Origin of the sequence: Pseudomonas sp. HLG18 (genome assembly GCF_051903985.1) — a bacterium.
GTDB classification, from domain to species: Bacteria; Pseudomonadota; Gammaproteobacteria; order Pseudomonadales; family Pseudomonadaceae; genus Aquipseudomonas; species Aquipseudomonas fluorescens_BT.
Window position 1 is genome coordinate 2812992 of record NZ_CP195831.1, and the last position, 17209, is coordinate 2830200.

General features: G+C 59.6%; 13 protein-coding genes. 9 read left to right on the forward strand and 4 right to left on the reverse strand.

The window, feature by feature from the left end; genetic code table 11:
- Positions 1-32: 32 nt before the first annotated feature.
- Entirely contained in the window at positions 33-539 is a 507-nt protein-coding gene (locus tag ACSPX5_RS12950; RefSeq protein ID WP_169430967.1) for a peptidylprolyl isomerase, read from the forward strand.
- Entirely contained in the window at positions 536-1282 is a 747-nt protein-coding gene (gene lpxH, locus ACSPX5_RS12955; RefSeq protein WP_439821850.1) for a UDP-2,3-diacylglucosamine diphosphatase, read from the forward strand. The genes ACSPX5_RS12950 and lpxH overlap by 4 nt, the downstream gene beginning before the upstream one ends.
- A 237-nt stretch (positions 1283-1519) precedes the next feature.
- Here the strand turns inward: lpxH and ACSPX5_RS12960 are convergent, their stop codons facing one another.
- The 4 genes from ACSPX5_RS12960 to ACSPX5_RS12975 all read right to left on the reverse strand — a co-directional run bounded on the left by ACSPX5_RS12960 (position 1520) and on the right by ACSPX5_RS12975 (position 6381).
- Positions 1520-3049 carry a DHA2 family efflux MFS transporter permease subunit gene (locus ACSPX5_RS12960; RefSeq protein WP_169430969.1) on the reverse strand — a complete coding sequence of 510 codons (1530 nt, stop codon included), beginning with the start codon at positions 3047-3049 and terminating at the stop codon, positions 1520-1522.
- A 172-nt stretch (positions 3050-3221) separates the two neighbouring features.
- Positions 3222-4424 carry an HlyD family secretion protein gene (locus ACSPX5_RS12965; RefSeq protein WP_439821851.1) on the reverse strand — a complete coding sequence of 401 codons (1203 nt, stop codon included), beginning with the start codon at positions 4422-4424 and terminating at the stop codon, positions 3222-3224.
- A 15-nt stretch (positions 4425-4439) separates the two neighbouring features.
- A complete protein-coding gene (locus tag ACSPX5_RS12970; protein WP_439821852.1) occupies positions 4440-5909 on the reverse strand; it encodes an efflux transporter outer membrane subunit in 1470 nt (489 codons plus the stop codon).
- Positions 5899-6381, reverse strand: a complete 483-nt coding sequence (locus ACSPX5_RS12975) for a MarR family winged helix-turn-helix transcriptional regulator (protein WP_169430972.1) — start codon at positions 6379-6381, stop codon at positions 5899-5901. The genes ACSPX5_RS12970 and ACSPX5_RS12975 overlap by 11 nt, the downstream gene beginning before the upstream one ends.
- Before the next feature lie 249 nt (positions 6382-6630).
- Between ACSPX5_RS12975 and ACSPX5_RS12980 the strand changes: the two genes are divergently transcribed.
- From ACSPX5_RS12980 to ACSPX5_RS13010, 7 genes are all read left to right on the forward strand, one after another.
- Positions 6631-7635, forward strand: a complete 1005-nt coding sequence (locus tag ACSPX5_RS12980; protein WP_439821853.1) for a fimbrial protein — start codon at positions 6631-6633, stop codon at positions 7633-7635.
- A gap of 94 nt (positions 7636-7729) precedes the next feature.
- On the forward strand, positions 7730-10543 hold the full coding sequence (locus ACSPX5_RS12985; protein WP_439821854.1) for an ATP-binding protein: 2814 nt from the start codon (positions 7730-7732) through the stop codon (positions 10541-10543).
- Complete coding sequence (locus tag ACSPX5_RS12990) at positions 10530-11717, forward strand: EAL domain-containing response regulator (RefSeq protein WP_439821855.1); 1188 nt, start codon at positions 10530-10532, stop codon at positions 11715-11717. Before ACSPX5_RS12985 ends, ACSPX5_RS12990 begins: the two co-directional genes overlap by 14 nt.
- An 86-nt stretch (positions 11718-11803) precedes the next feature.
- A complete protein-coding gene (locus ACSPX5_RS12995; RefSeq protein WP_439821856.1) occupies positions 11804-14965 on the forward strand; it encodes an ATP-binding protein in 3162 nt (1053 codons plus the stop codon).
- A 22-nt stretch (positions 14966-14987) separates the two neighbouring features.
- A complete protein-coding gene (locus ACSPX5_RS13000) occupies positions 14988-15635 on the forward strand; it encodes a response regulator (protein WP_439821857.1) in 648 nt (215 codons plus the stop codon).
- Between the two features lie 101 nt (positions 15636-15736).
- Positions 15737-16324: a fimbrial protein gene (locus tag ACSPX5_RS13005; protein ID WP_439821858.1), complete on the forward strand. Its 588-nt coding sequence runs from the start codon at positions 15737-15739 to the stop codon at positions 16322-16324.
- A 72-nt stretch (positions 16325-16396) separates the two neighbouring features.
- The gene (locus ACSPX5_RS13010) at positions 16397-17146 is read left to right on the forward strand and encodes a fimbrial biogenesis chaperone (RefSeq protein WP_439821859.1); all 750 of its coding nucleotides are present in this window, start codon (positions 16397-16399) and stop codon (positions 17144-17146) included.
- The last annotated feature ends 63 nt before the right edge of the window (positions 17147-17209 follow it).

The window sequence follows — 17209 nt, forward strand, 5'->3', positions numbered from 1 at the left end:
TACCCACGAATTCCTCACAAAGAGCATCGATCATGACTCAAGTTAAATTGACCACCAACTTCGGTGACATCGTCATCGAACTGAACGCTGAAAAGGCGCCTGTCACCACCGCCAACTTCATCGAATACGTCAAGAAAGGTCACTACGAGAACGTCGTGTTCCACCGCGTCATCAAAGGTTTCATGATCCAGGGCGGCGGTTTCGAGCCAGGCATGAAAGAAAAGAAAGACAAGAGCCCGAGCATCCAGAACGAAGCCGACAACGGTCTTAAGAACGACAAGTACACCATCGCCATGGCCCGTACCATGGACCCGCATTCGGCTTCGGCGCAGTTCTTCATCAACGCCTCCGACAACAGCTTCCTGAACCACACCGCCAAGACCGCTCAGGGCTGGGGTTATGCCGTGTTCGGTAAAGTGGTTGCGGGCACCGACGTTGTCGACAAGATCGAAGGCGTTTCCACCACGTCCAAGGCAGGCCACCAGGACGTACCCGCAGACGACGTGATCATCGAGAAAGCCGAGATCATCGAAGCGTGATATTGCTGATTTCAGACTTGCATCTGGAAGAGGAGCGCCCGGACATTACCCGGGCGTTTCTGGATTTGCTCGCCGGACGCGCCCGCTCGGCGAGTGCGTTGTACATCCTGGGCGACTTTTTCGAGGCGTGGATCGGCGACGACGCCATGACCCCCTTCCAGCGTTCCATCTGCCAGGCCCTGCGCGAATTGAGCGACAGCGGCACGGCCATTTTTCTGATGCACGGCAATCGCGACTTTCTGCTCGGCAAGGCTTTCTGCAAGGAAGCCGGCTGCACGCTGTTGAAGGATCCGAGTGTCGTGCAGTTTTACGGCGAACCGGTGTTGCTGATGCACGGCGACAGCCTGTGCACCCGCGACGAAGCTTATATGAAGCTGCGCCGTTACCTGCGCAATCCGATCAACCTGTTCATATTGCGCAACCTGCCCCTGCGCACCCGACATAAGCTTGCGCGCAAACTGCGCAGCGAAAGCCGGGCGCAGACGCGGATGAAGGCCAATGACATCGTCGATGTCACGCCGGAGGAAATCCCGCGGATCATGCAGGAATACGGGGTGAAAACCCTGGTTCACGGGCACACCCATCGCCCGGCCATCCACAAGTTGCAGATCGGCGATCAGGCGGCGAAGCGGATTGTGCTGGGGGATTGGGATCGTCAGGGTTGGGCGTTACAGGTGGATGAGAACGGGTTTGCGTTGGCGCCGTTTGATTTTGCGCCACCGTTGGCATTGCCGCACGGCTGAAGATCGCTACCCCCCTCACCCCAGCCCTCCCGAAACGTCGGACCGCCCCCAAGGGGGCGAGGGGGAAAGGGAGCCGATCTTCATGCTGTTCAAACCTGAGTTCGACTCGAGCTCGCAAGCCAGATCCTTAAAGACCTGAGTACAACTCGGTATATCAAGTCGGCGTAACTCGAACATCCCACTCGGTCAGTCCCTCTCCCTCCGGGAGAGGGTTAGGGTGAGGGAAAGCTCTTGATCTTAGTGCCCGGAAGCAGCCGGGCCTGCCTTGGCAGCAAACGGCGGTTTCGCCAGCCACACAATCAATATCAACCCCATGAACCCCCACCCCAACAGCGTGAAGTAATCCACGGTGGAGAGCATGTACGCCTGACTGGTGAGGATCTGATCCATCTGCGCATAGGCCGATTGGCTCGCGCCACCCAGCGAATGCAAGGTCTCGCGAGTCGCTGGCTCGAAGGTGCTGATGCTCTCGCTCATATAGGCATGATGCTGATCCGCCCGGCGAATCCAGATCCACGTCGTCAACGACGCCGCAAAGCTGCCGCCCAGTGTCCGCAGGAACGTCGCCAGACCGGCACCGTCAGCAATCTGGCTCGGCGGCAGGTCCGACATCAGGATGCTCAGGGTCGGCATGAAGAACAGCGCCACACCAATCCCCATGAACAATTGCACCAAGGCGATGTGCTGGAAGTCCACTTCGTTGGTGAACTCGGCGCGCATGAAGCAGCTCAGGCCAATCGCCAGGAACGCCAGCCCGGCCAGCAGGCGCAGGTCAAACTTGTGTGCGTACTTGCCGACAAACGGTGACAGCAGCACCGGCAGAATGCCGATCGGCGCCACCGCCAGCCCGGCCCAGGTCGCGGTGTAGCCCATCTGGGTCTGCAGCCACTGCGGCAGGATCAGGTTGATGCCGAAGAAACCGGCGTAACCCAACACCAGCACCAGCGTACCGATGCGGAAGTTGCGATAGGCGAACAGCCGCAGGTTGACCACCGGATGCTGGTCGGTCATTTCCCAGATCACGAACACCGCCAGCGCGATCACCGAAATCGCCGCGCCGATGATGATGAAGTTCGACTCGAACCAATCCAGGTCATTGCCCTTGTCGAGGATCACCTGCAACGCGCCCACGCCAATGATCAGCGTGATCAGCCCGACGTAATCCATCGGCTGATGACTGGTGACCACCGGGCGCTTGGCCAGCTGCTGGCGCACCACCATTACCGCGAAAATCCCGATCGGCACGTTGATGAAGAAAATCCACGGCCAGCTGTAACTGTCGGTGATCCAGCCGCCGAGGATCGGCCCGGCAATCGGCGCCACCACCGTGACCATCGCCAGCAACGCCAGGGCCATGCCCCGCCTCGCTGGCGGATACACCGCAATCAGCAGCGTCTGGGTCATCGGGTACAACGGCCCGGCCACCAGGCCTTGCAGCACGCGGAAGCCGATCAGTTCCGGCATCGAGGTGGAAATACCGCACAGGAACGAAGCCAGCACAAACAGGATGGTCGCCCACAGAAACAGCTTCACCTCGCCGAAGCGACGGCTCAGCCAGCCAGTGAGCGGCAACGCGATGGCGTTACTCACGGCGAACGAAGTGATGACCCAGGTGCCCTGCTCCGAACTCACGCCGAGGTTGCCGGAAATGGTCGGCAGCGCCACGTTGGCGATGGTGGTGTCGAGCACTTGCATGAAGGTCGCCAGCGACAGGCCGATGGTGCTGAGCAACAGGCTGGGCGGCGAAAAAGAGGCGTTATTGCTCATCGCGAATCCTTTGGAACTCGGCGGGTGCCGCGCTTGTTACAGACGCAGTCACCTTTGTGGGAGCGGGCTTGCTCCGGGCGGCGTTCCGACGAAGGCGGTCTGTCAGACAAATCAATGCTGAATGACACACCGCTTTCGCGAGCAAGCCCGCTCCCACAGGGTCAGTGGTGGATCAGCGTTGCGCGGTCTTGCTGACCGCCGCGCTGTTGTCGTGGATCAACTGGGTGATCATCGCGTCGGCTTCGGCCAGTTGACGGTCGTAGACGTTAGTGCTGAACGAGGCCTGTTGCGGCGGCTGCTGGGCCAGTACCGGGCCGCTCTGGTCGTGCAGGTTGACCTCGACATTGGTCGACAGACCGACGCGCAGCGGGTGTTTGGCCAGCTCTTCGGCGTTGACGTGAATCCGCACCGGCACACGTTGCACGATCTTGATCCAGTTACCGGTGGCGTTCTGCGCCGGCAGCAGGGCGAACGCGCTGCCGGTGCCCGCGCCGAGGCTGTCGACGGTGCCGCTGAACTTCACGTCGCTGCCGTAGATGTCCGACTCGATCTCCACCGGTTGGCCGATGCGCATGTCACGCAGCTGGGTTTCCTTGAAGTTGGCATCGATCCACAGTTGATCCAGCGGGATCACCGCCATCAGCGCGGTACCCGGCTGCACACGCTGGCCGAGTTGCACGGTGCGCTTGGCGACGTAACCGGTGACCGGCGCGATCAAGGTGCTGCGGGCGTTGGTCAGGTAGGCCTGGCGCAGTTGCGCGGCGGCAGCCATCACGTCCGGGTGCGACGAGACTACGGTGTCATCGACCAGCGCGCTGGTGGTTTTCAGCTGCTGCTTGGCGTTGGCCAGAGCATTTTGCGCCGAGGTCAGGTCATCGCGGGCGTGGGACAGTTCTTCCTGGGAAATCGCCCCGCCGGCGGCAAGATTTTTCCGGCGGTTGAAGTTGTCCTGGGCTTTCTGCACTTCGGCCTGTTGCGCGTTGACCTGGGCCTTCATGCCATCGACGTTGCTGTACAGGCCGCGAACCTGACGCACAGTGCGGGCCAGATTGGCCTTGGCACTTTGCAGGCCGACTTCGGCATCGTTCGGGTCGAAGTTGATCAGCACCTGGCCTTCATGAACCAGGTCACCATCGTCGGCGCCGATGCTGACCACGGTGCCGGTCACCAGCGGAGTGATTTCCACCACGTTGCCGTTGACGTAGGCGTCGTCGGTGCTTTCGCTCCAGCGCCCGATGAATTCGTGATACGCCCAGACACCGGCACCGGCGAGGGCAACCACAACGGCCAGCACCAGCAGCATCACCTTGCGTTTGCGCGGATTGCCAGTGTCCTGGGCGTTGTCTTGAGCTTGAGTGTTTTCGGCAGTGGCCATGACAAGTACCTTGAATTAGTTGTGCAGCGTGGCTGGGGTGGCGTTGGCTGCGGTCAGAGTTTCACCCTGGAAGCCGCCGCCCAGCGCTTGCATCAGTTGAATCGACAGGTCGATCTGCTCGGCATTCAGGGTCGCCAGCTGACGCTGGGCCTGCAGCAATTGCTGCTCGATGCTGAGCACGTCCAGGTAGTTGCCGATGCCGGAACCGTAACGCTGGACGACGGTGTTGTAAGAGTCCTGGGCAATCTCGGTCGCGTGCTGCTGGGCGCCGATCTGCCGACCGATATCACGCAACTGGTTGATGGTGTCGCCAACATCGCCCAAGGCTTTCACCAGATTTTTGTTGTACTGCGCCACGGCGAGGTCGTAATCGGCGTCGCGGGCATCGAGGTTGGCACGCAGGCGTCCGCCATCGAAGATCGGCACCGAAATCGTCGGGGCAATGTTGAAGAAGCGACTGGCGGAACCGAACATCGCGTCGCCCAACAGAGATTCGGCACCGGCAGAGGCCGACAGGTTCAAGTTGGGATAGAAGCGGGTCTTGGCGGAGTCGATGTCCTTGCTCGCTGCCTCGACACGCCAGCGCGCGGCGACCAGATCCGGGCGACGCCCCAGCAGTTCGGCCGGCAGCACCGATGGCAGTGCGACAGCGCTGGCTTGCAGGACTTTCGGTCGGGCGATTTCGTTGCCGCGATCCGGGCCTTTGCCGAGCAATACGGCCAGAGCGATTTTCGCGCTGTTCAGGCGTTTTTCGGCGTCAATCAGACTGGCTTCAGAGCTGGCTTCCAGACTTTGGGTCTGCTGGAACTGGTACTGACTGTCGATCCCCGAGCTCAAACGGCGCTGGCTCAGGTCGAGCATCTGTTTGGTGCGCTTCAAATCTTCGTTGGCCAGGTCATAAACGATGTGCGCCTGACCGAGATCGCTGTAGGCACGGGCCACATCAGCGGCGAGGGTCAGTTGCGCAGCCTGACGGTCGACCTCGGCGGCGCGGGCCTGGCCGAGTGCAGCTTCCCAGGCGTCACGCTGACCGCCCCACAGGTCGAAGTTGTAATTGAAGCCGGCGCTGATGTTGCGCACGGTGGCGTAGGCATCGCCCTGCCCTCGCGGGTCCTGATCCTTGGCCAGGCGTGAACGGGTAATGCCGGCACTGGCGTCGAGGGTCGGATAGCGCTCGGCATCGGCGGCATACGCAGCGGCGCTGGCCTGATGGGCGCGGGCGTCGGCGATCTGCATGTCCGGGCTGTCGTGCAGGGCTTCGCGGATCAGACCGTCGAGCTGCGGATCGCCGAGGCTGGTCCACCAGTCGCTCTTGGGCCACGCGGCCTGGGACAGCGTCACGCCATTGAGGGATTGGCCGACCTTCAGGTCTTTCGCATCAAGGTTTTTGCCTTGGGTATCGAGGCCACTGTAGTTGGCACAACCGGCGAGAATCATCGCCGACAGCACCAGTGTCAGGCTGCTGCGCAAGGTTTTACCGCTCATTGTGTTCACCTAACCGCTGGATAGTGATCGGGTCACCGGCTGCCAGCAGGATTTTCTTGAGGATGTATTCCAGGGTCTTCAACTCGTCCGGAGTGACGGCGCCGGCCAGTTCATTCATCGCGTCAGCGCCGATGTATGGCAGGCGATCGGCCAGTTGCTGGCCTTGCTCGGTGAGTTTCAGTTGCACCTGACGGCGATCGCCTTCACTGCGTTGGCGAACCAGAAAGCCTTTCTGCTCCAGACGGTCGAGCATGCGCGTCATCGAACCGCTGTCCAGCGACAGATGCCGGCACAGCTCGGCCGGGGTGTCGACGCCGAACTGGGCCATGATGATCAACACCTTGAACTGCGCGGCGGTAATGCCGTGGGGTTCCATGTGGGTGTCGATGATCTTGTCCTTGAGTAAAGCGGCACGGCCGAGCAACAGGCCGAGATGGCAATGCTTGAATTCGTCGGGGGTGAAATGCTTCATGTGCTCACCTAATAACTGCCTAGGCAGTGAATGTATGTCGAGATGTTACTGCCTAGGCAGCGAATGTCAACGTAATAGTTAGGTTGCTTGGTAATTAGCTGACATATGGGCTTGGTTTAGCGGCAGGAAGGTAGTGGAATGCGTTCCCCTGCGGGGCACGTCTGCGACTTCTAAGAATCGCCTGATGTCCAGGCTTGAGTGCCGTGGCTAACGTACGTCGCTCATTGGCCGATACGTAAAGCCCTCTCCATGAAGCGTTTCCAAACCCACCGCGCTATCCCGTTAACGAAATTGATTCACACGCTGTGTCTGACGTTACTCTTCGCGTCCAGCTACGCGGGCGCGGCCAATTGCGAGTTCTACCCGCGTCATTTTCAAACAATTATCACTATGCAAGTACCCGCTACACTTTCGATTCCTCGTGATACACCTAACGGCACCGTAATATATGAAAGTCCTCCATTAACACTTGGCCCTACGCCCAGCTCATATAAATGCACTAACGAGTTTTACTATGGTGTTCAGAACAACGTCGGCGTGTCTAAATCGGGTGACCTTGTTTACGCGATCGGAAACACCGGACTTGCATGGCAGTGGTCTTTCAAAGACAACGTAACCATACCCATTTATCCGGGTATTCGGCGAGAAGCGGGCGGATACGGATGGGACACCACAAGACACGTGCTACGACTATTCAAAATAGCGGATGTAATCGGTGTACAGAAAATCCCGGCAGGTACACTTGGGGTATTCCATGCAGACGGTGTATCACCATTGGCAATGGCGACCAACGGCGTAACGATCGTACCTCAATCCTGTGAAACGCCTGACATCAAAGTAGACATGGGGTCGCACGACATGAGTAGCTTTGCCCAAAACGGAGCATATTCTGAGCCGGTCAAATTTGACATCAGCCTTAACAACTGTCCGCCAGGCATCAACAAAGTAACTTATACGCTCAAGCCTACCCTGACTTCTCCGTCGCAAAATTCCACGAGGGGCATCGTAAAGCTGAGTGCAGATTCGACGGCTCAGGGTATGGCTTTGCAAGTACTTAATAGCGATGGAACCCCCTTGGCTTTACATCAAAGCTATGAATTCGCGGACTATTCCTCTGCGGGAGGCAACTTGAAGATCCCTCTGAGCGCTCGTTATTTTCGCGTCGCTGAAACAGGTGGCAATGGTGGGTTTGACAAAGGCATGCGCGCCGGAACAGCCAACGCAACGATTGCATTTGTCATTAGTTACCTGTGATTCCATTGATGCGTTGCTACAGCCAATTATTCGCTTAGCCCTCTTTAAGAATCGTCTGATTTTCATCGTGCCCGGCCGCTCCTACTGTGCCGGGATGCGATTGAAGAACTACCTCCACCAGATCAGCCCTGTGCTGTCCACGCCCCACGCTGCGCGACGGTTGTTGCGCATTTTCGCGTTGGTACTGCTGGTGGGCATCCTCGGCGGCGTCTACAGTTTTCTGCTGTTCACCTTCAACAACGAAATTTCTCAACGGCGCAGCTACATGAGCAGCGCCATCGCCGAGGCGCATACGTTTTTCACCACCCGCGAGGCGCTGCTGGAAAGCCTCAGTTTGTCGGCGACCCGGCAGACCGCGTTAAGCGCACCGCTGTCCGAAGAGGAAATTCGTCTGTTGCTGGGACAATCCCCCGGCAAGCAGTGGAGCATCTGGCTGACCCAGCGCATGCGCGACTATCTGAAAGCGCGCAAATTGAATCTGCTCTACGTCAGCAGCGGCGCCGAGGCGCAGGTTTGGCGCCTGTCCAACACAACGCCCACGACTGGCGATTTTCCACGTGCGATGCTTGATCGCCTGGAAACCCTCAAACGCGACAACACCAACACCGTCAAAGAAATCTGGCTGACGCACAACTTGCAAGGGCACTCGCAGCTGTACATCTTCATTCGCCTGGATGATCGCGATCCCGATTCCGGCTGGCTCGGTCTGGAAATGGACGACCGAGAGGTCTCCAATGCGTTGAGCGACCACAGCGCTGGCGAGTTCACCATGTTCAACTCTCAGGGCATGCCGCTTTTCAGCAACAGCCACAAGCCACCCCCCGGGCAGGATCTGCCACTGCTGCGCCAGCAGGATTTCTTCGGATTCGTCGGTGACGGCTGGTTGCCGGAACAACTGGTGTTGCGCAAACAACTGAAGTCGTCGGACTGGCAGTTGACCTACTCCATCGATTTGCTCGCCGTGCTGTGGGCGTTGTGGCCACAGATGCTTTGCGCGCTGGCGTTCTGCGTGGCCAGCATCAGCCTAGTGTGGCTGTTGATCCGGCGCCTGGAGCATCGCTTCATCATGCCGACCCTGCAACGGATTCAAGCCTTGGTCGAAAGCGAGCTGTTCAGCCGCGACGTCATTCAGACCGCGCCAGTGGCGCTCTGCGTATTGCGGCGCAGCGATGCTCAAGTGGTGCTGGAAAACACCCTCGCCCAGCAATGGCTGGGTGCCTGCAGCGAACAACTGGGTCACGGCTGGATCCGCGCTGCATTTGCGCAAAACGCGCCGTGCCTGACTGATTATTTCGAGACCGCTGACGGCCGCCACCTGTACTTGTGTTGCGCGCCGACCCGCTACAAGGGCGAAGACGTGTTGCTTTGCGCCTTCAGCGACATCAGCGCGCGTCGCCAGATCGAAGCGGCGCTGGAGCAGGCACGCCAGTCGGCCGATGCCGCCAACGAAGCGAAAACCCTGTTTCTGGCGACCATGAGCCACGAAATTCGCACGCCGCTGTATGGCGTGCTCGGCACTTTGGAGCTGCTCGCTCGCACCCGGCTCGACGCTCAGCAGAAAAGCTATCTGCAGGCAATCGAAGGTTCGTCGGCCACCCTGCTGCAATTGATCTGCGATGTGCTCGATGTATCAAAAATCGAGGCCGGGCAACTGGCGCTGGAATTGAGTGACTTTTCCGTCGTGACGCTGGCGCAGGAAGTGGTGCAAGGATACGCGGCGGCGGCGCAGAGCAAGGGCTTGCAGCTATACGCCTGCTTCGACCCACAACTGCCCGACAGCCTGGTCGGTGATGTCAGCCGCGTGCGCCAGGTTCTCAATAATCTGCTGAGCAACGCGGTCAAGTTCACTGATTCCGGGCGCGTGGTGTTGCGGGTCAAAGTGCAGGCCCGTGAGGGTGAGCGCGTCTGCGTAGAATGGCAGGTCTGCGACACGGGGCGTGGCATTGCCCACGCGGACCAGGCGTTTATTTTCGAACCGTTCTATCAGACCCAGGGCAACACCCATGTGGTCGCGGGCACCGGACTGGGCCTGCCGATCTGCCTGCGCCTGACCCATTTGATGGACGGCACTCTGCGCATGGTCAGCGAGCCGGGGCTGGGCAGCAGCTTTTCCCTGACCTTGCCGCTGGAGCAGCGTTCGGGCAATGCACTGTCTGAGATAAGGCCAAGGCTCGCGGCCGAGACTGTTTATGTGGTGTCGCCAGTACGCGAACTGGCCGAGAGTCTGGGTGGCTGGCTGCGTCGTTGGGGCGCTCTGCCGCACCTAGGCGCGCCAGCCAGCCAAGAGCCTGCCAACAGCGGCGTGTTACTTGAGTTGTACCCGGAGCCGATGGCGCAGCCTAGCGACCTGCACTGGTCTGGTCCGCGAGTGCTGGCCAGCGGCGATGCAGCCTGTGAGCCACAGTGCACCGGCGACGATTGGATCGCGAACCTGAACGATCTGGCCGCGATCCGCCAAGCCGTGCGTCAGGCGCAGGGCGGCCCCATCATCGAGCATCAGCAGCACACGCCAACCTCGACGCTGGCACCGTTGCACCTGCACATCCTCGTTGCCGAAGACAATGCGATCAATCAGTTGATCCTGCGCGACCAATTGCAGGAACTGGGCTGCACGGTAACGCTGGCCAGCGATGGCGAAGAGGCCTTGTCACTCTGGCAAAACGATAGCTTCGATATCGTCCTGACGGACGTCAACATGCCGCGCCTCAACGGCTATGAACTGGCCAAGGCCCTGCGGCGCCTGGGCTCCACCACGCCGATCATCGGCGCCACCGCCAACGCCTTGCGCGGCGAAGAGGCGTTGTGCCTGGCGGCCGGGATGAATCACTGCCTGATCAAACCTTTCACGCTGCGAGCCTTGTCGACCGTCTTGGCTCCCTATCAACGAGTCGCCGATGAAGTCCTCTAGCCTGCTGATTGTCGAAGATCATCCGTTTCAGCATCTGTACCTGCAGAACCTGTTCAACGAACTGGGTGTATTCGATCTGGAGTTTGCCAGGGACGGTGAAGAAGCCTTGCGGCGCCTGAAGAATCGCGAGTTCGACCTGGTGCTCACCGATTTGCTGATGCCGGGCATGGACGGCGTGCAGTTCATTCAGGGCCTCGCTGCGCAACAATCGCGTCCGGCACTGGCGATCATGAGCGCCGCCTCGCGGCGCATGCTGATGGGCGCGAGCCTGGTGGCGAGCAATCTGCAGGTGAAAGTCATCGGGCTGATTTCCAAACCGGTCAACAGCGCTGCATTGCGGCGCCTGATCGAGCAGTTGCAGGCACTGCGCCAGGACGCCCCCGTTGCAGCGCATGCCGGTATCGATCGGCAGAGTCTTTTGCGCGCGCTGGATAACGCAGAGCTGCAGGCCTGGTTCCAACCCAAGAAGGCGCTGGACAATGGCCGCATCGTTGCCGCCGAAGCACTGGTGCGCTGGGTGCACCCTGAACATGGCACCTTGTTGCCGGGGGTTTTTCTACCCGCTCTGATCGCCCACGACCTTGAAGAGCATCTGCTCTGGCGCATGCTGGAACAGGCGCTTGCAGCCCAATCAGTATGGCGCCAGCAAGGCTATGACATTCCGGTGTCGATCAATCTGCCGACGCACCTGCTCAACAGCCACGACCTGCCCGATCGCATCCTCGCGTTTGTTCTGCAGCACAACGGCCTGCCGGCGCGGATCTGTTTCGAACTGATGGAATGCTCGGTGCCCGATGACATCAGCAACTTCTACGCCGGGGCCTGCCGCTTGCGTATCAAGGGTTTCGGCTTGTCCCAGGATGATTTCGGCAAGGGCTACAGCTCCTACATGAACCTGGTGTCGGCGCCGTTCACCGAACTGAAAATCGACCGCGCACTGGTACAGGGTTGCAACAGCAACGCCGAACTGGCGCAGGCGCTGACCAGCATTGTCACCCTCGGTCGGCAACTGGGTCTGACGGTGGTGGCCGAAGGCGTGGAAACCGCGCAAGAACTTGCTCTGTTGCGTAAGATCGACTGCACTCAGGTTCAGGGTTTCCTGATTTCCCACGCGGTGTCTTCGGAGCAGTTCCAGCAGCTGCTCAGCCATGACGGCCCGGCGAATGCCTGGTAAGCCGCAACATGCGCTGTCGACCGCCATTTGCCATCGAGGTCATCCGTGTTCACTCGCGTAACCACTTCCACTTACCGGGCGCTTTGATGCCTCATCCCAATGCCTTGCTGGAAAAGCTCGCCAGCAGCTCCCAGCGCCTGAACAAGGGTTTACTGATCCTCGGCGCCCTGGTTTTTCTGTTGGTGGGCATCAGTTATCTGGGCGTGCAGCGCATGGTCGAAGAACAGCGCGATACCCTGCAGTTCCACTTCGCCCGGCTGATGGAAAACATCCGCGAGCAGGAAGCGTTTCTCGGCGATATCTCACGGGCCAGCGACAAGAGTGAGTACTTCCCCGAGACCGTAACGCCGCCCATGGTGCTAAAGCCTTTACCGGAGGAAGGACCGAATATTTATGAAGGCCGTGGCCTTCCGTTCTCGCTGCCCTTCAGCGTAAAGATCGACCCCGAGCGAATCGCCCCCAGCCAATATCCCAAGGTATTTGCCCTTGGTAGTTATCTGGCGGCTTACTACAGTGCATTCTGGGCGGCATCGCATTACCAGTCGCCGCAGGTGATCCTGCTCAACGGGCCGGACAATTTCGACATCGCAGTGCCCGCCGCCGGTCGTTTGCGCGGTGCCGGCCCGACGCAGATCAGCACCTTCGTCGAGATCATGACCCAGAAAAACCTGCAACGGCGCGCACAGACTTCGGCGCAAGTGCACTGGGTGCCCTACCCGTTCGCTGAAGACGACAACGTTACCCCGAGCCTGCTCGCCTACGTGCGGATCAACCTGCACAAACCGACACTGGCCATCGAAGGCTCGAACTCCTGGGTGGTGCTCGGCTCGCTGCTGAAACTGTCGCAGGTCAACAACATCGAACGTTTGATGGAATGGTCGATCTACGACGATTTCACGCTGATCACGCCCAGCGGCACGGTGCTGATCGGCGAGTTCAAGCCTGATCAGGTGCTCGATGAAGGCGCGAATCTGACCCGCGATGGTCTGGTATTCAAGCTCAGCAGCTCCGGCGAGCAGCACTGGACGGCGATCTATGTCATCAGTGTGCAAAGTTTCCTCGATTACGCGCTGTGGCCATTGCTGTGTCTGCTGGGTCTGGTATTGGCGCTGCTCGGTTGCGGGCGCGCACTCAATCGCTGGTACACCAGCCGCGTGATCGTCCCCGCGCAAAGAGCCCACGCAAGCATCGCCGAAAGCGAGGCGTTCAGCCGCGCGGTCATCGACACCGCGCCGACCGGCCTGTGCGTGATCAGCCGCCGTGATCACCAGGTGTTGCTGGAAAACCAGCGGGCCCAGCAATGGCACGACACCCACGAATTGATCAGCCTGCTCGACCAACAAGGCGCGACTGGCCATGGCCACGCCGAGCTTGAGCTCGACGGTCGGCATCTGCACGTGGCCTTCGTCGCTACCCGCTATCAGAGTCAGGACGCCTGGCTGTGTGCGCTGCACGACGTGACCCGCCATGTCGAAGATGCAGCGGCACTGGAAGTCGCCCGTCAGGCAGCCGATTCGGCCAATCAGGCCAAAAGCCGTTTTCTGGCAACCATGAGCCATGAAATCCGCACGCCGCTGTATGGCGTGCTTGGCACGCTGGAACTGCTCGGCCTCACCAGCCTCGCCCCGCGTCAGCAGGCTTATCTGGAGACCATTCAGCGCTCATCCACCAGCCTGTTCAAGCTGATCAGCGACGTGCTGGATGTGTCGAAGATCGAGGCCGGACAGATGAACCTTGAGCTTCAGCCGTTCTGTCCGCTGGAACTGACCGAAGACGTGTTGCGCAGCTACGGTGCATTTGCCCGAGGCAAAGGTCTGCAACTGTATGCCTGTATCGACGCGACGTTGCCGGATCAACTGCTTGGCGATGCGCAGCGCATTCGCCAGATCCTCAATAATCTGCTGAGCAACGCGATCAAGTTCACCGATAACGGCCGCGTGGTCGTGCGTGTTCAGGTGCTTCAGAACGCTGGTGGCCGCGCCGAGGTGCAGTGGCAGGTCAGCGATTCCGGCGTGGGCATTTCCCAGGCGCAGCAGCAGCAATTGTTCGATCCGTTCTATCAGGTCAACGAAGCCGACAGCCATGCCGGCGCGGGCCTCGGTCTAGCGATATGCAAGTGGCTGTGCGAGTTGATGAACGGCCAATTGAACGTGGTCAGCGAACCGGGCCTGGGCAGCCGCTTCAACTTGCAACTGGCCCTGGATTGCGCGCCGGGCAGCCTCGCCGATTGCCCTTCGTTCGAGGCCGGCAGCGCCGCCGTTTACGTGCGTGCGCCGGTCGCCGAACTGGCTCAGCATCTGATCGCATGGCTGAACCGCTTTGGACTCGATTGTCGACTGGTGACCAACAAGCTGCCGCCGCCTTCGGCGCTGCTGGTAGATCTTGCACCACTGGCTAACGCTACCGCTTTCGATGGCCAGCGAATCGTCGCAATTCCTGCAGGCCCCAATCCGGCCCAGGTGAGCGGCAATGGTTGGCAGGTCGATGCCGACGATGTGCGCGCAATCGGCTGGGCGATTGCCCTCGCTCTGCACGGCGCCGGTCATCAGCGCGCGCCGTCGCGGCAGGAGAACACCCGAGCGTTGGACCTGCGCGTGTTGGTGGCCGAGGACAACACGATTAACGCGGCGATCATCAAGGAACAACTGGAGGCGCTGGGCTGCTCGGTGGTCGTCGCGGCCAATGGAGAACAGGCTCTGGCGCATTGGGCACCGGGACGCTTCGATTTGCTGCTGACCGACGTCAACATGCCCCTCATGAATGGCTACCAGCTGGCCGCAGCACTGCGCGAACAGGATGCGACGCTGCCGATCATCGGCGTCACCGCCAATGCCCTGCGTGAAGAAGGTGAGCGCTGCGTCGCCGTCGGCATGAACGCGTGGATGGTCAAACCGTTGAACCTGGCGACACTGCGTGCGCAACTGCAAAACCATTGCCAGACAACTCTGGTACCGGTTGCCGATGCCCCCCCGACGCTGTCGCCGAAAATGCGCGAGCTGTTTGTCGTGACCTTGCGCCGCGACATTCAGACCACCCTCACCGCGCTGGACTCGGCCGATGCCGACAACATCGCACAGCAACTGCACAGCATGGCCGGAGTACTGGGTGCGGTACAGATCACAGCCCTGACCAGCGCGTTTGTCGAACTGGAGTGTCGCCTGACCGGCATGACCGTCACCCCGGCGTTGGCCGCTGAGGTGCGTCAACAACTGGCGCGCCTGAGCGACCTGCTCGACGCCCTTGAATAATTTCACTCTGGATAAAGCACCCATGGAAACCTTCAACGTTGTCATTGCCGATGATCATCCCATCGTCCTGCTGGGGGTGCGGGAACTGGTCGAGCGTGACCGCCGCTTCAGCGTGGTCGGCGAAGCCGTTTGCCCCGATGATCTGATCAATTTGCTGAAGACCCGACCGGTGGATCTGTTGATCACAGATTTCAACATGCCCGGTGACTCGCGCCACGGCGACGGGCTGAAACTGGTGGACTACGTGACCCGGCATTTCCCGCAGGTGCGGGTGCTGGTCCTGACCATGATTTCCAATCCGTTGATCATGACCCGTCTGCAAGAACTCGGTGTGCTGGCGGTGATCCAGAAAAGCCAGCTGCACATTGAAATAGAAGTGGCGCTCAAAGCCATCGCCAAAGGCAATACGGTTCGCAGCAAACAACCCGCGCCAACATCGGTGCTGGAGAATGGCGCCGATCTGGATGAACGCTTTGCCCGCCTGTCGCCCAAGGAACACGAAATCCTGCGATTGTTTGTGCAAGGACAAGGTGTCAATGAAATAGCCCGGGGGCTGAACAGAAGTGCCAAAACAATCAGTACACAGAAAATTTCAGCCATGCGCAAACTTGAAGTAAACAGCGATCAGGAGTTACTGACTTATTGCATCGAGCGTAACTTGTTCAACTAGACAACTGCGCACTTCACCGTGGGCATCTAGGAATCGTCTGATGTTCCAGCGTCAGTACGCGATTTATTGTGTTGCTTTAACCCCACCAATGGAAAAGCAATATGAAAAAGCTGTCTCGCACACTTCTCGCCTTATCGATCTTCGCTGCTGGTAATGTTCTGGCGGCCGATCCTGTTTCGCCAACCACGGCTGGCAGCGGCATCATCAATTTCACCGGCAGCATCAACAACGATGCCTGCTCTGTCGAAGGCGCCGGCAAGGACAAGACCATTTCGGTCAACATGGGTGAAGTGTCGATCAAGGACATGGGCACTGCCACCGCGCCGAAAGGTAATGGCACCCTGAGCGTCGAGAATTTCGATATGAAGATCAACTGCAATGCCGGGACCAAGGTGGCGATGATCTTCGAACCGACCAAGGGCGCAGGGTCGGGCATCGAAACAGGAACAAAGGTCTTGAAACTGATCGACGGCCTGGGTTCGGCGAAAGGCATCGGCATCGCCCTGCTTGATTCCAACGGCGCTGTGATCGACCTGACTTCGCCAACCACCGCCCGGATTGAAAACACCCTGCAGGACAGCAACACCACGCTGAAATTCTCGGCCGCCTACGTGACCACCGTAGATCCCAAACTGGCGGTTGCCGGCCGTGGCGACGCGACCCTGCCGTTCACCCTGCAATACGAATAAACGCGCGATTCAGCCAGCCAGTGCGGGGCGCAACGGCCCTGCACTTTCCTTCACTTTGCGCGGTAATTCTTCATGTTCCTACGTCATCCCCTATCCCTATGCGTCGGCCTCTTGGGCCTGTTCGCCGTCAACCAGGCCATGGCCGGTATTTCGCTGAGCAGCACTCGGCTGATTTTCGACGGCAAGCATAAAGAAGCCGGCATCACCGTACGCAACAGCGGTGCAGACGTGTTGATTCAGTCCTGGGTCGACTCCGACAGCGACGAAGCTGGCACAACGCCCTTCGCCGTGACCCCGCCTCTGGTGCGGGTCAGCGGCGACGAACAGCAGATTCTGCGGGTTATCTATGAAGGCACTGGCATGCCCGGCGACCGCGAGTCGGTGGTGTGGCTGAACGTGCAGGAGATCCCCCAATCGGCAAAAACCGCTAACACCCTGCAACTGGCGGTACGTCAGCGTATCAAGGTGTTCTTTCGCCCCGCCGGTTTGCAAAACAGCGCCTATCAAGCGCCAACCGAGCTGCGCTGGAAGCTGATCGAGCGCGCCGGCAAAAGCACACTGGTGGTGAATAATCCGGGGCTCTATCACGTATCGATAGCCGACATAACGATGCAATCGGGTGCAAGCAGCGAAAAGCCATTCGATTCAACGATGATTGCCCCCGGTGAACAAAAAGAATTCACACTCAAAAACATTCACGCGGCCAGCTCTCCACGACTGTCATTCAGCAGCATCAACGATTACGGCGCCCAAGACCGTTATGTCGCGCAACTTTCCAGCAATGCCGAAGTTAGCGCCAGTCTGGATAAAGAATCGCCATAACTCGCGTGCCGCTTTGACAGCCGCACTTTCACTGTATTTCTCTTCGCTCCGTTAGTTCGTATC